The sequence below is a fragment of the Pedobacter agri PB92 genome (assembly GCF_000258495.1).
Classification (GTDB): domain Bacteria; phylum Bacteroidota; class Bacteroidia; order Sphingobacteriales; family Sphingobacteriaceae; genus Pedobacter; species Pedobacter agri.
Genome location: NZ_AJLG01000105.1, coordinates 1 through 17,751, shown reverse-complemented (window position 1 = coordinate 17,751; position 17,751 = coordinate 1). Strand labels below are relative to the sequence as shown.

Genomic DNA, 17,751 nt, shown 5'->3' with positions numbered 1-17,751 from the left:
ACGTACACACTAAACTGCATGTACCAGATTTGTGCTATCTGAATCTGGGTGAAAACAATGCCGTAATGTACCAATTGTCTCCAATGGAGTTAATTGATGAAGCCTTATTAAATAAAGAAGGCACATTGGCATCTTCAGGCGCTTTAGCTGTAGATACTGGTAAATTTACAGGGCGTTCTCCAAAAGACAGATTTATCGTTAACGATGAAGTAACTGAGCGAACCGTTTGGTGGGGCGATGTGAACATCAAAATAAGTCCTGCCCATTTCGATCAGTTATTTACGAAGATGACAAACTATCTTAAGGATAAAAAAATTTATGTTCGTGATGCCACTGCCTGTGCAGATCCAGACTATTCCATTTCGATAAGAGTAGTTACTGAAACAGCCTATCAAAACCTTTTTGCCAATAACCTTTTTATCCGGAAAGATACGGATAGCCTGGGTGCTACGCCCGAATGGACCATTATTGCTGCACCTGGCTTTTTAGCAGACCCTTTGATAGACGGTACCCGTCAGGAAAACTTTTCGATCCTCAATTTCACAAAAAAAATGATTTTAGTTGGCGGAACAGGTTATACAGGCGAAATTAAGAAAGGAATTTTTTCTGTGCTTAACTTTATTCTACCTACTTACAGAAATACAGTTTCAATGCATTGCGCTGCCAATGTTGGTAAAGACGGGGATACAGCCATATTTTTTGGTTTGTCAGGAACGGGCAAAACAACATTATCAGCAGACCCTAACCGGAGTTTAATTGGTGATGATGAGCATGGCTGGGGAAAGGATTCAGTTTTTAATTTTGAAGGAGGATGTTATGCAAAATGTGTTGATCTAACGGCAGAAAAAGAACCACAAATACATAAAGCAATTAAATTTGGTGCACTTTTGGAGAATATCAACTTTCATAAAGGAACTAAAGATGTAGATTACTCCAATATTCAAAAGACAGAAAATACAAGAGTTGCTTATCCGTTAGAGTATATTGATAATGCCATAATACCTTCTGTAGCTTCAGTTCCGAAAAATATTTTCTTTTTAACTGCTGATGCTTTTGGCGTACTTCCTCCAATTTCGAAATTAAATGTAGAACAGGCCATGTTTCATTTCATGAGTGGCTATACAGCCAAAGTTGCGGGTACCGAGGCGGGCATCACTGAACCACAACTCACCTTTTCGGCTTGTTTTGGAAAAGCTTTTTTGCCATTGCATCCCTCCAAATACGCAGAATTATTAGGTGAAAAGATGAAAGCGCATCAGGTTAACGTTTGGTTGGTAAATACCGGTTGGAGCGGAGGCCCCTATGGTGTTGGAAAACGCATGAAATTGAGTTATACCAGAGCCATGATTACTGCAGCTTTAAATGGCGATTTAGATCATAATCACTATAAAATGCACCATGTATTTAAGTTAATGATTCCTTTACATTGCCCTAACGTACCAGATGAAATTCTAGACCCTTCAAAAACATGGAGTAACCAGGAAGAGTATTTTATTAAGGCATATGAGTTAGCCAATGCCTTTGCCGAAAATTTTAAACAATTCGAACAACCGAAAGTGTCAAAAATACACCAAGAAGAGTTAAAATTGTGTTAAATCGGGTTTAAAATGCATTTTTTGAGCAAAAAATTTGCAATTAGATTTTTTTTTAGTTTTTATTGTGAAAGAATTGCCTCCTGCTGAGGCAATTCTTTTGTTATACACCCTTTATGGTTACCGTAAACTAAATCTTAAGTAACGATTTGATTGTTTATTGATTTATTAATTTGTAATTTAAAATCAATTTATAAATTTGTTTTTCGCAACAAAATCAGATAACAATCGTTGTGTGTAGTACAAAAGTAAAAACAGCTAAAAATTAAAAACAAGAACTAAAACTAAAAATTAAAAAAAATGGCAAACGCACCAAAACCAACAACTGTTAAAAAAGAGAGCTCTTCAAGTGCTTCAAATGTTTTTGCAACATTAGTAATTCCTATTTGTATTGTAATCGGCTTTATCATTTGGAGATTTGTATTAGGAGATCCAGCAAACTTTATCGACAACAACAACGAAAATTTACCATTACCAAACAACTATCCAGGTACAGCTTACAAAGGAGGTCCAATTGTTGCGATTTTGATCGGGTTGTTATTAACTACAATTGTATTCTCTATTGAGCGTTTAATCGTTATTGGTAAAGCAAGTGGTAAATCAAGCTTAGATACTTTTATCATTAAAGTAAAAGGTTTATTAAACGCTGGTAACATCGAAGCTGCTAAAGCGGAGTGTGACAAACAACAAGGATCTGTTGCTAACGTAATCAAATCTGGTTTGAAAAAATATAGCGAAGTTGAAGCTGATACTAACTTAGACGTAGAGCAATCAATCGTTGCCATTCAAAAAGAAGTTGAAGAAGCTACTGCTTTAGAAATGCCAATGTTAGAGCAAAATTTAACAATCATTGCAACATTAGTATCAATCGGTACTTTGATCGGTTTATTAGGTACAGTAACAGGTATGATCCGTGCATTCGCCGGTTTAGCAAACTCTGGTGCTCCAGATCAATCAGCATTAGCAGTAGGTATCTCTGAGGCCTTGATCAACACGATGACTGGTATCGGTGTATCTACTTTAGCAATTATCATGTATAACGTGTTAACTTCTAAAATCGACAAGTTAACTTACGCAATTGATGAGGCTGGATTCAGCATCGTTCAAACTTACGCTAGTTCGCATAAATAATATTTTGAAAATATTTTTACCGGCTTTATGGAAAACCGGAAAAAAGATCATCATTATTAAAAAGTTAAAATATTATGCCTAGAATTAAAGTTAAAAGAACCAGTACCGTAACAGATATGACCGCCATGTGCGACGTAGCTGCACTGTTACTGACGTTCTTCATATTAACTGCTACGGCGAAACAACCTGAGCCTCTGGCGGTATCTACTCCTTCATCAACGTATGAATTTAAGGTGCCGGTAGAAAACAATGCAATTTTAACCATTGGTCAGGGTAAAGTTTTTTTCGAAGTGGCAGGCCAAAAAGTAAAGGCTAGAACCTTAGAGTTAATCGGACAGCAGTATAACATCAGCTTTACGCCAGAGGAGGTTAAAAAATTCTCATTAGTGGCTTCGTTTGGTGTTCCTGTTTCAGGCTTAAAATCGTTCTTAGCATTAGATGGAGGTGAGCGTATGAAACCAGGAGTTCAAACTGGTATTCCTACTGATTCTACTGACAATCAGTTGAACTCATGGGTTTTACAAGCTCGTACCGCTACAGCTGAAGTTAATTCACAGCCAATGCGTGTAAGTATTAAAGGAGATTCAAAAGAAGAATATCCGGTAGTGAAAAAAATTATTGATGTATTGCAGAAGCAAAAAGTAAACAAATTTTTATTGGTTACTAATGCAGAAGCTAGAAGAAAATAAGAAATGGCAGAATTAAACACAGGCGGGAAGAAAGCCACGCCAAGAGTCGATATGACGCCGATGGTAGATTTAATGTTCCTTTTGGTAACATTCTTTATCTTAACTACATCAATTTCAACGCCTCAGGCAATGGATATTGTGAAGCCAGATAAAGATGATAACAATAAAGACAATAGATTGGAACTGAAAGCTTCTAAAACGATGACTATTTTATTAGGTAAAAATGATAAGGTAGCATGGTACATGGGAGAAGCTGGTGCAACAGCTCCAACTTATGAAAATTTATCACAAGTTGAAAAATCGATCATCGAAAATAGAAAAGTTGCAGATGCATCTGGTGTGAAGGGCGAGTTCGTGGTGTTGGTGAAGCCAACAAGCGGTTCTAACTTCAAAAACTTTGTTGATATTATGGATGAATTGGAGATATTAAAGGTTAAAGTTCGTCAGATTGATGATGACAACATCCTTGATAGCGAAAAGGAATCAATGAAATCACAAGGTATTTTATAAAATGTTAAATCAGTAACCATGTCAAAGTTAGATATATTAAGAAGACAGTGGATTGAAGTGGTTTTTGAAGGTAAAAACAAAAACTACGGTGCCTACCAGTTGCGTAAAACCAACGGGGCCAATACCTCTCGGGCATTAATTATTGGTTCGATCGTCTTTCTTGCATTTTTCTTTGCTCCTAAAATCTATGGCCTTATTAAAGGATCAATGGATACAGAAGAGGTAGTAGAAAAGGCAAAAGAGGTTGTGATCGCTCCACCGCCCCCAGTTAATCCAGAAACACCACCTCCACCACCAGTGGAGCCACCGCCACCAAAAGTGGATCAGGTAAAAATGCCGCCTCCAATCGTAAAGCCAGATGAGCAGGTACGTGATGAGGAGCCACCAACTGTTGAAAAGCTGAAAGAAGCTGATCCAGGTCAGCGTGATATCAAAGGTGATCCAACTGCTGATATCAGAATTGCAGAGCCGGTTGGTGAAGGGCCTAAGCAAGAAGCAGTTGTTGCTGTAGATGATAACAAAGTTTATGACTTCGTTAGTATTGAAAAGCAACCTGAATACCCAGGTGGTATTGCAAAGTTCTACAAGTACCTAGGTGGAGCAATTAAATACCCGCCAATGGCACAGGAAAATAACGTTCAGGGTAAAGTATTTTTATCTTTCGTTGTTGAAAAGGATGGTAAATTAACAGATATCCAGGTTACCCGCGGTTTGGGTAGCGGAACTGATGAAGAAGCAATCCGTGTATTGAAAGCTAGTCCACGTTGGAACCCAGGTATCCAAAATGGTAAGCCAGTAAGGGTAAAATATAACATCAACGTTAACTTTACATTGAACTAATCGTAAATGTTAAATTTTGATATTTTTAAGCAAAAATCGCCTAAACAGCGGTTTTTGCTCATTTTAGGCCTAGTCATGTTTGTGCTTTACGTGGCAATGGGACTTGCATTCATCTTCTGGGCACCATTAGCTTCCAGGTTTAATTTCATTCCGGCATGGGGCCGCATTGCAATCGGAATCTTTTTAATTTTTTATGCTTTCATCAGATTACTCAGTCTTGGAAGGCGAGACTAAAAACTTATAATGAGAAACTTTCTTTATATATTCATTCTAATCGCCTTTGTTGCTTGCAAAAGAAAAGAGAAATCCGGTAAAGTAGAAGAAACACGTACTAGCGGTACTCTGAAGATTTTGATCGATGAAAGCGTAAGCCCCATTGTTCAGGAGCAGATAGATATCTTTAGTCTGGATTATCCTAAAGCAAAGTTTGAAACTACAGTTAAGCCTGAAGAAAAAATTACACCTGCATTTTTAAATGATAGCGTTCGTGTGATTGTAATGCCACGCCTTTTAACTAAAGCAGAAGAAAAATATTATACGCAAAGAGGAATCAGAATAAACTCAACCCGTTTTGCTGTTGATGGAATTGCATTAATTACCAATAAAGACAATATTGATAGCACGATTACCGTTAAAGAAGTTATCGATATATTACAAGGGAAAAACTCAGGAAAGAAATTGGTTTTTGATAACGCTTATTCAAGTACCTTCCAATATCTTAAGCAATTGGCAAATATCAGTCAGTTCCCAGCTCAAGGTGTTTATTCTAAAAATTCGAGTTCAGAAGTTATTAAATTTATAGCAGAAGATAAAAATTTTATTGGTATTTTGGGCGTAGATTGGGTTTCTGACAGAAATACAAAACTAGTTGAATACCTCTCGAAGGTTAAAATGCTAGGCGTAAAAAACTTGAAAGGTAAAGTTGGCGATGATAAATTTTATCTTCCAACTCAAGATAATTTAATCAATGGAGTCTATCCGTTCTTAAGAAACGTAAATATTATTGATTGCGAAGGTAGAGACGGTTTAGGCACAGGATTTGCAACATGGTTAAGGAGTCAGCGAGGGCAATTGATTGTACTTAAATCTGGACTAGGTCCACACAAGTTGATGCCAAGGCAAATTAACCTGACAAAAGAGTAATAAATAACAAATTATAAATTGAACCACGAAGTAATCTAAAAGACACTTCATTTTAATTAAAAAAAAACAGAATATCCGATGAAAATTTCAAAGAAAGCAATAACCTTAAATGTAGGTTTGGTGTTGATGGGTTCTGCAGTTTTTGCTCAAAATTTAAATGACGCGAAAAAAGCCATTGACGCTGAACAGTATCAAAAAGCATCATCAATGCTTAAATCATTGGTAAGCTCACAAGCTTCAAATGGCGATAATTTTTATAATCTTGGTTTGGTTTATTTAAAAACGGGTTATATCGATTCAGCTCGTGCTGTGTTCACCCGCGGTATAGCTGCTGATGCTAAAAATAATCTTAACTTAATTGGTTTAGGTGAGGCTGATATGTTGTCTAACAATCCAACTTCAGCAAAAACTAATTTCGATAAGGCTATCGAGATGGATAAAAAGAATTACAAAACTTATCTGGAAATCGGTAAGGCATATTTAGCTCAAGATAAACCAAGTGATGATGTTTCGAAACCAGATTTCACGAACGCTTTAGCTAATATTAATAAAGCTGATGAGTTAGATTCTAAAGATAAAGACGCAGAAGTGTTTTTAGCTTTAGGAGATGCTTATGCATTACAGAAAAAAAATTCTGAAGCATTAGGCCCATATATGCGTGTAAATGATGTTGATCCAAACAATCGCAGGGCAAAAACGCAAATTGGTAAAATGTACAAAGAATCTAGAGCTTTTGCTGAAGGTGAAAAAGAGTTGCTAGACGTAATTGCTGCTGATGCAAACTACGGTCCGGCTTATCGTGAGCTAGGCGAGCTTTATTTACAATGGAGTAGTTTTGGTACCGACCAGGCAAAAGCGAAAAAAGCAATTGAGAACTATAAAAAATATATGGATTTGACTGACAAGTCATTAGAATCTCAATTACGCTACGCTCAATTTTTATTCTACGCTAAAGATTATCCAAGCTTAGAGCAAGTAGCATCAAGTATTCAGGCGCCTGCAAATGATCCAAAAAATGCAGTAGTGTCTAGAATGAAAGGCTGGGCTGCTTATGAAAATAAAAATTATCCGGTAGCGCTATCAAGCATGAACGAGTTCTTTGCTAAAGAAAAAGATCCAAATAGAATTATTGCACTAGATTATTTATATTTAGGTAAAGCGCAATTAAAATCAGGACAAGATAGTTTAGCTTTAACCAATATAACTAAAGCTGTAGAAAAAGATTCAACTAATACTGATGCTTTAGCAGAGGTTGCTAAAACCTTCTTTGACGCTAAAAAATATGCTCAGTCTGCAAAAATCTACGATAAAGTAATTGCAGCAAATCCAAATGCAAAAGGTGTTTTATACAGTTACTTTTATGATGGATTAGCTTATTACTTTGATTATGCAACACAGTATTCAGCTAAGAAAAATCCTTCGAAAGATCTTTTGGTGAAAGCAGATTCTGCTATCGCAAAGGTAGCTCAGCTTGCTCCGGAAACTACAGATGCCTATCTTTACAGAGCTCGTGTAAACAGCTTGCTTGACGATGAGAAAGCACCAAAGGGTTTGATGGTTCCTCACTTCGAAACTTTTATTGAAAAAGTAACAGCAAAACCTGAATTGGTAACACCAAATGCTAAAAAGTTATCTGAAGCATATGATAATTTAGGTGGATATTATTTCAATACTGATAAGGCAAAGGCTAAAGAATATTTTGATAAAAGTGTAGCAGTTTATCCAACCGGAACTTTCGCTGCAGCTAAATTAAAAGAATTATCAGCGCCAGCTCCAAAAGGAAAAGGTAAATAGTGATCACAGTTAAATAATTTAGAAAAGGCAGAGTTTGGTTACTCTGCCTTTTTCTTTTACTTTTGCATCAGAAAATTAAAATTATGCAAGCGCAAAGTACCTCAATAGATTTTTTACCAATAATATTTCAAGTAATTGTTGCCTTAGGTTTTGTAGTAACCACTTTGGTTGCAACACACTTTTTAGGACCAAAACGTAAAACAAGTGATAAGCTTGAGGTTTTTGAAGCTGGTGTTAAAAGTGTTGGTAATGCCCGTCAGCCATTTTCAATTAAATATTTCGTTGTAGCCATTCTTTTTGTGCTATTTGATATCGAAGTTATCTTCATGTATCCATGGGCTGTTAACTTTAGAGCGCTCAAAATGGATGGAATGATTGAAATGTTCATTTTTATGGGAACATTGTTGCTAGGTTTCATTTATGTAATCAAGAAAAAAGTTTTAGATTGGAACTAAAAGCGTAGCGTGTACCACTTACACTTAGTTAAGCTGTTTTATTTATTTAGAAAGGTTCTAAATCGAGTTAAGCTAGTTTAATTGCCTTTAAAATATTGTAAATTTGTTGCTCATTCTGCAAAGGGATGAGCATTTTTTGTTTATAAACATGAGTGAAATTAATATAGTTGATGCGCCTCCAGGAACAGAAGGGCCTGGGTACTTTGCCACTTCGTTGGATAAGGTGATAGGTTTGGCTCGTTCAAATTCATTATGGCCGCTACCATTTGCAACATCTTGTTGTGGAATTGAGTTTATGGCAACCATGGGTTCTCATTACGATTTAGGTCGATTTGGTGCGGAGCGCTTAAGTTTTTCTCCGCGTCAGGCTGATGTTTTAATGGTTATGGGTACCATCGCTAAAAAGATGGCTCCTGTTTTAAAGCAGGTTTATATTCAAATGGCAGAGCCGCGTTGGGTAATGGCTGTTGGAGCTTGTGCAAGTAGTGGTGGTATTTTCGATACTTACTCTGTATTACAAGGTATTGATGAAGTTATTCCGGTTGATGTTTATGTTCCGGGTTGCCCGCCAAGACCAGAAGCTATTTTAGATGGTTTTCAACGCATTCAGGATTTAGTGAAGAACGAATCTGGCAGAAGAAGAAACTCTAATTATTACAAAGAACTTTTAGGTCAATACGGCATTAAATAATGGAAGAAACGACACTAAATAACAACATCCACGTTAAGCTTACTGAAAAGTTTGGCGAAAAAGTTACCGCCGTTTCTGAGCCTTATGGTTTATTAACGTTTGTGACTTACAAAGATGTTATCATCAATGTGCTTTCACATCTTAAAGAAGAATTAAAATTCAATTTCCTTACTGATATTACGGCGGTTCATTATCCTGGTAAAGACCATGGTATTGCTGTGGTTTACCATTTACATAATATGGTAGAAAAGGTTAGGGTTCGAATTAAAGTATTTATTTCAGAGCAAAATCCAACGATTCCGACTGCAACAACTGTTTGGAAAGGTGCTAACTGGATGGAGCGTGAAACCTATGATTTGTTTGGGGTTAAATTTGAAGGTCACCCTGATTTACGCCGTATCTTAAATATGGATGATTTAGGCGTTCACCCAATGTTGAAGCAATATCCATTGGAAGACCCAAATAGAGTAGATAAAAAAGACGAATTTTTTGGAAGGTAATTTATATGAATCATAACCATCCGGTATTTACAGATAACGACCCGCAAAGTGAGCTGGTAACCTTAAACTTAGGTCCAACACACCCTGCAACCCACGGCGTTTTCCAAAACGTTTTGCAATTAGATGGCGAGCGTATTGTAAGCGGCGTTTCTACAATTGGGTATATTCATCGTGCTTTCGAAAAGATTGCCGAGCACCGCCCATTTTATCAAATTACACCTTTAACCGATCGCTTAAATTATTGTTCGTCGCCAATCAATAACATGGGCTGGCACATGACGGTTGAAAAGTTATTGAACATCCAGATGCCAAAACGTGTAGATTATCTTCGCGTAATCATCATGGAGCTTTCCCGTATTGCCGATCATATCATTTGTAATACGATCATTGGTCAGGACACTGGAGCAACAACAACTTTCCTTTACCTGTTCCAATTTCGTGAGCACATCTACGAAATTTTTGAAGAAGTTTGCGGCGCCCGTTTAACCACTAACATTGGCCGTATTGGTGGGTTTGAGAGAGATTTTAACGAAATCGCATTTGCAAAAATTAATAAATTCTTAAAAGAGTTCCCGGTTGCATTAAAGGAGTTTGAAAACCTTTTAACCCGTAACCGTATCTTTATTGATAGAACGGCTGGCGTTGCTGAGGTTACTCAGGAAACTGCTTTGGAATACAGCTGGACTGGTCCGCTTTTACGTGCTACAGGTGTAGACTATGATGTTCGCGTGAGTGATCCGTATTCTTCTTATCAGGATTTCGATTTTGAAGTTCCGGTTGGTACAAGTGGCGATATTTACGACAGATATTTAGTGCGTAATGAAGAAATGTGGCAAAGTGTTCGCATTATCGAGCAAGCGCTTGTAAAATTGAAAACTGAGGAAAAAGGTATCTTCCATGCTGATGTTCCTGAATTTTATCTTCCTCCGAAACAAGAGGTTTACAACAACATGGAGGCATTAATCTATCACTTTAAAATTGTGATGGGTGAGATTGATGCACCAAAAGCAGAGGTTTATCACGCTGTAGAAGGTGGAAATGGTGAGCTGGGTTTCTATTTAATTAATGATGGCGGCCGTACACCATATCGTTTACACTTCCGCAGACCAAGTTTTATAAATTACCAAATGTTTGCACCAATGAGCGAAGGCATGTTATTGTCTGATGCCATTATCAACATGAGTAGTATGAATATTATTGCAGGAGAATTAGATGCTTAAAGTAGAAGAACAAACACCTGTACAGTTTTCATCAGAATTGCTTGCTAAATTTGATGAAGTTAAAAGCCGTTATCCTGAAGGGAAACATAAATCAGCTTTATTACCATTATTACATCTGGTACAAGCGGAGTTTCTTTGGGTGCCTACATCTGCAATGGATCAGGTTGCTGAATATTTAAACATTCAGCCGATTGAAGTTTACGAAGTAGCAACATTTTATACCATGTACTTTTTAAAACCACAAGGTAAATATGCTTTGGAGGTTTGTCGTACTGGCCCTTGCTGCCTGGTAGGTGCAGAAAAAATATTAGACCACTTGGAGAATAAGTTAGGTGTTAAAGAAGGCGAAGTTACGGCAGATGGTTTATTCAGCTTTAGAGGAGTTGAATGTTTAGCGGCATGTGGCTTCGGTCCGGTGTTGCAAATTAGCCCGGAATATACTTTTTATGAAAACCTGACTACCGAAAGTGTAGATAAACTGATTGAAGATTTAAAAAATAAATAACCCCCCGGCCCCCTGAAGGGGGAGTTTGATAACGAGGGGAAAAACCCCCTTTAGGGGATTTAGGGGTATAAAAAATGAGTCGCAAATTATTACTTGAGCATATAAACGTACCAGGCATCAATACACTTGAGGTCTATCGCCAAAAAGGTGGGTACCGTGCCGTGGAAAAAGCCCTTAAAACTTTAACACCTGAAGAGATTGTTGAAGAAGTTAAGAAATCAGGCTTACGCGGTCGTGGTGGTGCGGGTTTCCCTACCGGGATGAAATGGAGCTTTTTGGCAAAACCAGAAGGAGTTGCACGCTATTTAGTTTGCAACGCTGATGAGTCGGAGCCAGGAACTTTCAAAGACCGTTACTTGATGACCTACATTCCTCATGCTTTAATTGAGGGAATGATTGTTTCAAGTTTTGCCTTGGGCGCAAAGGTTTCCTACATCTACGTTCGTGGAGAAATGATGCCTCAAATCCGCATTCTGGAAAAAGCAATTGCTGAAGCGAAAGCTGCCGGATGGTTAGGTAAAAATATTTTAGGAACAGGTTACGATTTAGAATTATATGTTCAGCCGGGCGGTGGTGCCTATATTTGTGGTGAAGAAACCGCTTTGTTAGAATCACTTGAAGGTAAAAGAGGTAATCCAAGAATTAAACCACCATTTCCAGCTATTGCAGGTTTATATGGTTGCCCAACGGTAGTAAATAACGTAGAGTCGATTGCTGCAGTGGTGCCAATTATTAATGATGGTGGCGATGAATATGCAAAAATTGGTATTGGTAGAAGTACAGGTACAAAATTAATATCAGCATCGGGTAATTTAGTAAAACCAGGTGTTTATGAAATTGAGTTAGGCTTACCAGTTGAGGAATTTATCTATTCTGATGAATACTGCGGTGGTATTGCGAATGGCAAAAAGTTGAAAGCAACGGTTGCAGGTGGTTCATCTGTTCCGGTTTTGCCCGCTAATTTAACTTTGAAGTTAGCCAATGGCGAACCTCGCTTAATGAGTTACGAATCATTATCTGAAGGTGGTTTTGCTACCGGAACCATGATGGGCTCTGGTGGTTTTATTGCTTTTGATGAAGACCAGTGTATTGTTCGTAATACCTGGAATTTCTCTCGCTTTTATCATCACGAGAGTTGCGGACAATGTTCGCCATGCCGTGAAGGTACCGGATGGATGGAAAAAGTATTGCACAAAATTGAGCATGGTCATGGTTCAATGGATGATGTAGATTTGCTTTGGGATATTCAACGTAAAATTGAAGGGAATACCATTTGTCCATTAGGCGATGCTGCAGCATGGCCGGTTGCAAGTGCAATTCGCCATTTTAGAGATGAATTTGAATGGCACATTAAAGAGCCAGTTAATAGTCAACAACAAAATTATGGTTTAGCAAATTACGCTACACCGATAGAAAAAGCTCCGGTAACGGAGGAAAAATAGTTTAACAAACCATGGTCTGTGAGGACACATCCCGTGGGAATGCAAATTGGTTCGTGAACATACCAACCAGGGTGAGAATTTAAACACCACGTCATTGTGAGGAACGAAGCAGTCCTAATGCAATAGATGAATTAAGAAAATTAGATTGCTTCGTGCCTCGCAATGACGGCAAAAAGCATAAAAAATAAGATTATCATTAACCATGAGTGAAAAAGTTAAGGTTACGATAGACGGAATAACAGTAGAGGTTGATAATGGAACCACTATCCTAAATGCTGCACGGCAAATTGGTGGTGACATCGTTCCGCCAGCTATGTGCTATTATTCTAAGTTAGAAGGCAGTGGTGGTAAATGCCGTACCTGTATTGTTAAAGTAACGAAAGGTTCGGAAAAAGACCCACGCCCGATGCCAAAATTGGTTGCATCTTGCCGTACAACTGTAATGGATGGAATGGAAGTGTTGAACATTACTTCGCCAGAAGTTTTGGAAGCACGTGCGGGTGTAGTGGAAATTCTATTAATTAATCACCCATTGGATTGCCCAGTTTGCGACCAGGCTGGTGAATGCGATTTGCAGAACTTAGGTTATGAGCATGGTTTGCAAAAAACTCGTTATGAGTTTGAGCGCCGTACTTTCGAACGTATAGATATTGGTGATAAAATTCAGTTGCACATGAATCGTTGTATTCTGTGTTACCGTTGTGTTTTTACCGCCGACCAGATTACAAACAAACGTGTTCATGGTATTTTAAACCGTGGCGACCACTCCGAAATTTCTACCTATATCCAACAAGCTGTCGATAACGATTTCTCCGGAAATGTGATTGATGTTTGCCCGGTTGGTGCTTTAACGGATAAAACTTTCCGTTTCAAAAATCGTGTTTGGTTTACCAAGCCAGTTGATGCACATCGCAATTGCGACCACGAAAAATGCAATGGTAAAGTAACGCTTTGGTATAAAGGAGAAGATGTTTTACGTGTTACTGCTCGTAAAGACCAGTTTGGTGAAGTAGAAGAATTTATCTGTAACACTTGTCGTTTTGATAAAAAAGCGACTTCAGATTGGGTAATCGAACAGCCAACCCACATTGATGATACATCTGTTATCGCGTCTAACCATTACGAAACGTTAAAACCTTTGCATGTGATTCAGCCTAATCAGGCTTTACAGGCTGCAAATGAAATTGAGTTACATAAAACAGTTAAATACTAATGGATACAGGTTTTATCATAGAAAAATTTATTCTGGTAGCGGTAATTTTCGGTATCAGTTTGGTAATTGCCATGTATTCTACCTATGCTGAGCGTAAGGTAGCAGCTTATCTTCAAGACCGTTTAGGTCCGGATAGAGCTGGTCCTTTTGGTATTTTACAACCACTTGCCGATGGCGTCAAAATGTTCATGAAAGAGGAGATTATTCCTAGCACATCAAACAAATGGTTATTTATTGTCGGACCCGGCTTGGCTTTACTTTGTGCTTGTATTGGTACGGCAGTTATTCCCTGGGGAAGCCCGATGGAAATTGGCGGTAAAATTGTTCCGCTTCAGGTTGCTGATATCAACGTTGGTGTACTCTACATCTTTGGTGTAGTTTCGTTAGGTGTTTATGGCGTAATGATTGGTGGCTGGGCATCGAATAATAAATATTCATTATTGAGTGCTATCCGTGCTGCTTCGCAAAATATCAGTTATGAAATTGCAATGGGTTTGTCTATCATCGCTTTGCTTTTAATGACCAATACTTTAAGCTTAAAAGAAATTGTAGACCAGCAACATGGGTGGAGATGGAACGTATTGTATCAGCCATTAGGATTTTTAATTTTTATGGTTTGTTCTTTTGCCGAAACTAATAGAGCACCATTCGATTTACCTGAGTGTGAAACCGAGTTAATCGGAGGTTACCATACAGAATATTCTTCAATGAAGTTAGGCTTTTACCTTTTCGCTGAGTATATCAATATGTTTGTTTCATCAGCAGTAATGGCAACATTATATTTTGGTGGTTACAATTACCCGGGTATGGATTATATGGCAACATTGCTTGGCCCGACCTGGGCGCCTCTTTTTGGTGTTGGAGTATTTTTTGTGAAAATCGTTTTCTTTATCTTTTTCTTCATGTGGGTACGTTGGACAATCCCTCGTTTCCGTTACGACCAATTGATGAATTTGGGTTGGAAAGGTTTAATACCTTTGGCTATTGCCAACATTATAATAACTGGAATTGTGATTGCGATTATTGAGAAGTTTTAATTATGGAATCATTAAGTAATAAGAAAAAAGTACTGGAACAAAAGCCTTTGAGCTTTATGGAACGCATGTATCTACCTGCTATTGCAAAAGGTATGGGCATTACCATCAGCCACTTATTCAAAAAAGAGGCTACAGTAAGATATCCGGAAGTAGAACGTGAATTTTCTGCAAACTTTAGAGGGATGCACTCACTTAAACGTGATGAGAACGGAAAGGAACGTTGTACAGCTTGCGGTTTGTGTGCTTTATCTTGCCCTGCTGAAGCAATTACCATGATTGCAGCAGAACGTAAGCCGGAAGAAAAACATCTATATCGTGAAGAAAAATATGCAGCAACTTACGAGATTAATATGCTGCGTTGCATTTTCTGCGGATTATGTGAAGAAGCTTGTCCGAAAGAGGCAATTTATTTAGATGGACCAATTGTACCGGCAGATTATCTACGTAAGGATTTCATTTACGGAAAAGATAAATTGGTTGAGGCTCCATTGGAAATGAAAAAATAAGATAACCAATCCGCCTCCCGATTAATCGGGACCTAAGCGATGACAATAAAAATGAGATTGCTTCGAGCTTCGCAATGTTGAACGAAGAAACAAATAAACAAATAACAAATTAATGAGTACACAAGTATTCTATTTCGTAGCCACATTAAGTATCATCTTTTCGCTAATGGTGATTTTTGCAAAAAATCCAATCCACAGCGTTTTGTACTTAATCCTTACCTTTTTCACATTTACGGTACATTACGTATTATTGAATGCGCAGTTTTTAGCGGTTGTAAACTTCATTGTTTACATGGGAGCCATTATGGTATTATTCTTATTCGTACTGATGCTCCTCAATTTAAACAAGGAAACCGAACCAGTAAAATCACCCCTAATTAAGATTGTTGGTGTGATTGCCGGATGTTGTTTAGTGGTAACTTTAGTAGGTTCTTTCAAAGCGGCAAGCATTAACAGTCCTTTGATTTTAAAAAACCCAGGATTGGGTTTAGTTGAAAACTTAGGTAAGGAGCTTTTTGGCCCATTCTTATTACCATTCGAATTATCATCTCTATTACTATTGGCAGCAATGGTTGGAGCCGTTTTATTATCTAAAAGAGATGAGGTAGAAGCATAATGGAAAATTTAACTACACAAATGGCAGGCGTTCCGCTAAATCACTACATCTATTTATGTGCAATTATTTTCACAATTGGTGTAATTGGCGTGTTAACCCGTAGAAATGCAATCGTAATTTTTATGTCGGTTGAGTTGATGTTAAATGCAGTTAACTTGTTACTGACAGCTTTCTCAGTACATAGCAACGACCCATCCGGACAGGTTTTCGTATTCTTTATTATGGCCCTTGCTGCCGCTGAAGTTGCAGTTGGTTTGGCGATTATCGTAATGGTTTACAGAAATACGAAGTCGATAGATATTAATGTTTTAAATCGCCTTAAGTGGTAAATATATAGTAAGAATGACAATAGAACAATTGATTTGGTTAGTTCCTTTACTTCCTTTTTTAGGGTTTGTAATTAACGGACTGGGCAGAAAATCTTTATCTAAAGGACTTGTTGGCATCATTGGAAGTGGCGTAATCTTAGCTTCTTTCATCATCAGCGTAGTTATTTTCTTTAGTTTACAAGGCGATACACAAAAATCTCACGAAGTATTTTTATTCGATTGGATTAGCGCAGGAACATTGCATATTCCTCTTTCATTTTTGGTTGACCCATTAAGTTCAATCATGCTTTTGATTATAACTGGAATAGGTTTCTTAATCCATTTATATTCTACCAGCTACATGCATGATGATGAGGGCTTCGGGAAATTTTTCTCCTACCTTAACCTGTTTGTGTTCTTCATGCTATTATTAGTATTGGGTTCAAACTATATCGTGATGTTTATCGGTTGGGAGGGTGTAGGTTTATGCTCATACCTTTTAATCGGTTTCTGGTACACAAACAGTGCTTATGCTTCAGCAGCTAAAAAAGCATTTGTAATGAACCGTATTGGAGATTTAGGCTTTTTATTAGGGGTGTTCCTAATCTTTACTACTTTCGGCAGTGTAGAATTTGCAAAAGTTTTCCCTCAGGCGGCGAATATGTTGCCTGGTAACAATATCTTGTTTTTAATTACAGTGCTCTTGTTTATTGGTGCTTGTGGTAAATCAGCTCAGTTGCCATTATTTACCTGGTTGCCTGATGCGATGGCTGGTCCAACACCAGTTTCTGCATTAATCCACGCAGCAACGATGGTAACTGCAGGTATTTATATGATTGCCCGGTCAAGTGTGTTGTTCGATTTAGCACCGCTTACACAAAATATCATTGCCATTGTTGGTATTACTACCGCTTTAGTAGCAGCAATAATCGCTTTAACGCAAACTGATATTAAAAAGGTATTGGCTTATTCAACGGTATCTCAACTAGGATATATGTTCTTAGGCTTGGGCGTTGGTGCCTACACAGGTTCATTCTTCCATGTGTTAACGCATGCATTCTTTAAAGCCTTATTATTTTTGGGTGCTGGTTCGGTTATTCATGCGATGCACCATGAACAAGATATGCGCCACATGGGTGGATTAAGGAAAAAACTTCCGGTTACATTCTTAACCATGATGATTGGAACCATCGCGATTGCAGGTTTACCGCCTTTTTCAGGTTTCTTCTCGAAAGATGAAATTTTAGCAAATGCATACCAGGCAAGTCCAATTCTTTGGGGTGTAGGTGTGTTAACGGCATTCTTAACTTCGTTTTATATGTTCAGAATGATGTTCCTTACTTTTGCAGGAAAATACAGAGGTACACATCACGAAGAAAGCCATGTCCATGAATCGCCAAAAGCGATGACGATTCCATTAATCATATTGGCAATTTTGGCTGCTATTGGTGGGGCCATCAACATTCCTCACGTTTTCGGTGGAAATGAATGGCTGGCTCACTGGTTAAGTGGTGCAGGTGTTGCACAACATGAATTAGAATTAAGTCATTCAACGGAAT

General features: G+C 37.9%; 19 protein-coding genes. All 19 read left to right on the top strand.

Annotated elements, in window-relative coordinates:
• Positions 1-29 precede the first annotated feature (29 nt).
• A complete protein-coding gene (gene pckA, locus ON09_RS15160) occupies positions 30-1,595 on the top strand; it encodes a phosphoenolpyruvate carboxykinase (ATP) (protein WP_238533700.1) in 1,566 nt (521 codons plus the stop codon).
• Between the two features lie 297 nt (positions 1,596-1,892).
• A complete protein-coding gene (locus ON09_RS15155; RefSeq protein WP_010601914.1) occupies positions 1,893-2,723 on the top strand; it encodes a MotA/TolQ/ExbB proton channel family protein in 831 nt (276 codons plus the stop codon).
• Between the two features lie 74 nt (positions 2,724-2,797).
• Complete coding sequence (locus ON09_RS15150) at positions 2,798-3,412, top strand: biopolymer transporter ExbD (RefSeq protein WP_010601913.1); 615 nt, start codon at positions 2,798-2,800, stop codon at positions 3,410-3,412.
• Between the two features lie 3 nt (positions 3,413-3,415).
• Positions 3,416-3,922: an ExbD/TolR family protein gene (locus ON09_RS15145; RefSeq protein WP_010601912.1), complete on the top strand. Its 507-nt coding sequence runs from the start codon at positions 3,416-3,418 to the stop codon at positions 3,920-3,922.
• 18 nt (positions 3,923-3,940) lie between these two features.
• On the top strand, positions 3,941-4,762 hold the full coding sequence (locus ON09_RS15140; protein WP_010601911.1) for an energy transducer TonB: 822 nt from the start codon (positions 3,941-3,943) through the stop codon (positions 4,760-4,762).
• Between the two features lie 243 nt (positions 4,763-5,005).
• A complete protein-coding gene (locus ON09_RS15130) occupies positions 5,006-5,905 on the top strand; it encodes a PstS family phosphate ABC transporter substrate-binding protein (RefSeq protein ID WP_010601909.1) in 900 nt (299 codons plus the stop codon).
• A 78-nt stretch (positions 5,906-5,983) separates the two neighbouring features.
• A complete protein-coding gene (locus ON09_RS15125; protein ID WP_010601908.1) occupies positions 5,984-7,699 on the top strand; it encodes a tetratricopeptide repeat protein in 1,716 nt (571 codons plus the stop codon).
• Positions 7,700-7,782: 83 nt separating this feature from the next.
• Positions 7,783-8,154, top strand: a complete 372-nt coding sequence (locus ON09_RS15120; protein WP_010601907.1) for an NADH-quinone oxidoreductase subunit A — start codon at positions 7,783-7,785, stop codon at positions 8,152-8,154.
• 148 nt (positions 8,155-8,302) lie between these two features.
• Positions 8,303-8,845 (top strand): NADH-quinone oxidoreductase subunit B, encoded by a 543-nt coding sequence (locus ON09_RS15115; RefSeq protein WP_010601906.1) that lies wholly within the window; start codon positions 8,303-8,305, stop codon positions 8,843-8,845.
• Positions 8,845-9,345, top strand: a complete 501-nt coding sequence (locus ON09_RS15110; protein ID WP_010601905.1) for an NADH-quinone oxidoreductase subunit C — start codon at positions 8,845-8,847, stop codon at positions 9,343-9,345. Before ON09_RS15115 ends, ON09_RS15110 begins: the two co-directional genes overlap by 1 nt.
• Positions 9,346-9,350: 5 nt before the next feature.
• On the top strand, positions 9,351-10,565 hold the full coding sequence (locus tag ON09_RS15105) for an NADH-quinone oxidoreductase subunit D (protein WP_010601904.1): 1,215 nt from the start codon (positions 9,351-9,353) through the stop codon (positions 10,563-10,565).
• Positions 10,558-11,070: an NADH-quinone oxidoreductase subunit NuoE family protein gene (locus tag ON09_RS15100; RefSeq protein WP_010601903.1), complete on the top strand. Its 513-nt coding sequence runs from the start codon at positions 10,558-10,560 to the stop codon at positions 11,068-11,070. The genes ON09_RS15105 and ON09_RS15100 overlap by 8 nt, the downstream gene beginning before the upstream one ends.
• Positions 11,071-11,144: 74 nt before the next feature.
• A complete protein-coding gene (gene nuoF / locus ON09_RS15095; RefSeq protein ID WP_010601902.1) occupies positions 11,145-12,512 on the top strand; it encodes an NADH-quinone oxidoreductase subunit NuoF in 1,368 nt (455 codons plus the stop codon).
• 202 nt (positions 12,513-12,714) lie between these two features.
• Positions 12,715-13,725 (top strand): 2Fe-2S iron-sulfur cluster-binding protein, encoded by a 1,011-nt coding sequence (locus tag ON09_RS15090; RefSeq protein WP_010601901.1) that lies wholly within the window; start codon positions 12,715-12,717, stop codon positions 13,723-13,725.
• Positions 13,725-14,762 carry an NADH-quinone oxidoreductase subunit NuoH gene (gene nuoH / locus ON09_RS15085; RefSeq protein ID WP_010601900.1) on the top strand — a complete coding sequence of 346 codons (1,038 nt, stop codon included), beginning with the start codon at positions 13,725-13,727 and terminating at the stop codon, positions 14,760-14,762. Before ON09_RS15090 ends, nuoH begins: the two co-directional genes overlap by 1 nt.
• Positions 14,763-14,764: 2 nt before the next feature.
• Positions 14,765-15,268 (top strand): NuoI/complex I 23 kDa subunit family protein, encoded by a 504-nt coding sequence (locus tag ON09_RS15080; RefSeq protein ID WP_010601899.1) that lies wholly within the window; start codon positions 14,765-14,767, stop codon positions 15,266-15,268.
• A gap of 112 nt (positions 15,269-15,380) precedes the next feature.
• Positions 15,381-15,884 (top strand): NADH-quinone oxidoreductase subunit J family protein, encoded by a 504-nt coding sequence (locus tag ON09_RS15075; protein WP_010601898.1) that lies wholly within the window; start codon positions 15,381-15,383, stop codon positions 15,882-15,884.
• Positions 15,884-16,213 carry an NADH-quinone oxidoreductase subunit NuoK gene (nuoK, locus tag ON09_RS15070; RefSeq protein ID WP_010601897.1) on the top strand — a complete coding sequence of 110 codons (330 nt, stop codon included), beginning with the start codon at positions 15,884-15,886 and terminating at the stop codon, positions 16,211-16,213. The genes ON09_RS15075 and nuoK overlap by 1 nt, the downstream gene beginning before the upstream one ends.
• Positions 16,214-16,232: 19 nt before the next feature.
• On the top strand, positions 16,233-17,751 hold a 1,519-nt coding region (gene nuoL, locus ON09_RS15065; RefSeq protein ID WP_157258974.1), incomplete at its 3' end, for an NADH-quinone oxidoreductase subunit L.

What these genes read in the sequence shown, in the direction of transcription:
- ON09_RS15075 (WP_010601898.1), top strand. Translation starts at nt 15,381, where the DNA reads ATGAGTACACAAGTATTCTATTTCGTAGCCACATTAAGTATCATCTTT.
- ON09_RS15140 (WP_010601911.1), top strand. Translation starts at nt 3,941, where the DNA reads ATGTCAAAGTTAGATATATTAAGAAGACAGTGGATTGAAGTGGTTTTT.
- ON09_RS15100 (WP_010601903.1), top strand. Translation starts at nt 10,558, where the DNA reads ATGCTTAAAGTAGAAGAACAAACACCTGTACAGTTTTCATCAGAATTG.
- nuoF (WP_010601902.1), top strand. Translation starts at nt 11,145, where the DNA reads ATGAGTCGCAAATTATTACTTGAGCATATAAACGTACCAGGCATCAAT.
- ON09_RS15080 (WP_010601899.1), top strand. Translation starts at nt 14,765, where the DNA reads ATGGAATCATTAAGTAATAAGAAAAAAGTACTGGAACAAAAGCCTTTG.
- ON09_RS15110 (WP_010601905.1), top strand. Translation starts at nt 8,845, where the DNA reads ATGGAAGAAACGACACTAAATAACAACATCCACGTTAAGCTTACTGAA.
- ON09_RS15120 (WP_010601907.1), top strand. Translation starts at nt 7,783, where the DNA reads ATGCAAGCGCAAAGTACCTCAATAGATTTTTTACCAATAATATTTCAA.
- ON09_RS15105 (WP_010601904.1), top strand. Translation starts at nt 9,351, where the DNA reads ATGAATCATAACCATCCGGTATTTACAGATAACGACCCGCAAAGTGAG.
- nuoK (WP_010601897.1), top strand. Translation starts at nt 15,884, where the DNA reads ATGGAAAATTTAACTACACAAATGGCAGGCGTTCCGCTAAATCACTAC.
- ON09_RS15155 (WP_010601914.1), top strand. Translation starts at nt 1,893, where the DNA reads ATGGCAAACGCACCAAAACCAACAACTGTTAAAAAAGAGAGCTCTTCA.
- ON09_RS15115 (WP_010601906.1), top strand. Translation starts at nt 8,303, where the DNA reads ATGAGTGAAATTAATATAGTTGATGCGCCTCCAGGAACAGAAGGGCCT.
- ON09_RS15090 (WP_010601901.1), top strand. Translation starts at nt 12,715, where the DNA reads ATGAGTGAAAAAGTTAAGGTTACGATAGACGGAATAACAGTAGAGGTT.
- nuoH (WP_010601900.1), top strand. Translation starts at nt 13,725, where the DNA reads ATGGATACAGGTTTTATCATAGAAAAATTTATTCTGGTAGCGGTAATT.
- ON09_RS15150 (WP_010601913.1), top strand. Translation starts at nt 2,798, where the DNA reads ATGCCTAGAATTAAAGTTAAAAGAACCAGTACCGTAACAGATATGACC.
- ON09_RS15145 (WP_010601912.1), top strand. Translation starts at nt 3,416, where the DNA reads ATGGCAGAATTAAACACAGGCGGGAAGAAAGCCACGCCAAGAGTCGAT.
- ON09_RS15125 (WP_010601908.1), top strand. Translation starts at nt 5,984, where the DNA reads ATGAAAATTTCAAAGAAAGCAATAACCTTAAATGTAGGTTTGGTGTTG.
- ON09_RS15130 (WP_010601909.1), top strand. Translation starts at nt 5,006, where the DNA reads ATGAGAAACTTTCTTTATATATTCATTCTAATCGCCTTTGTTGCTTGC.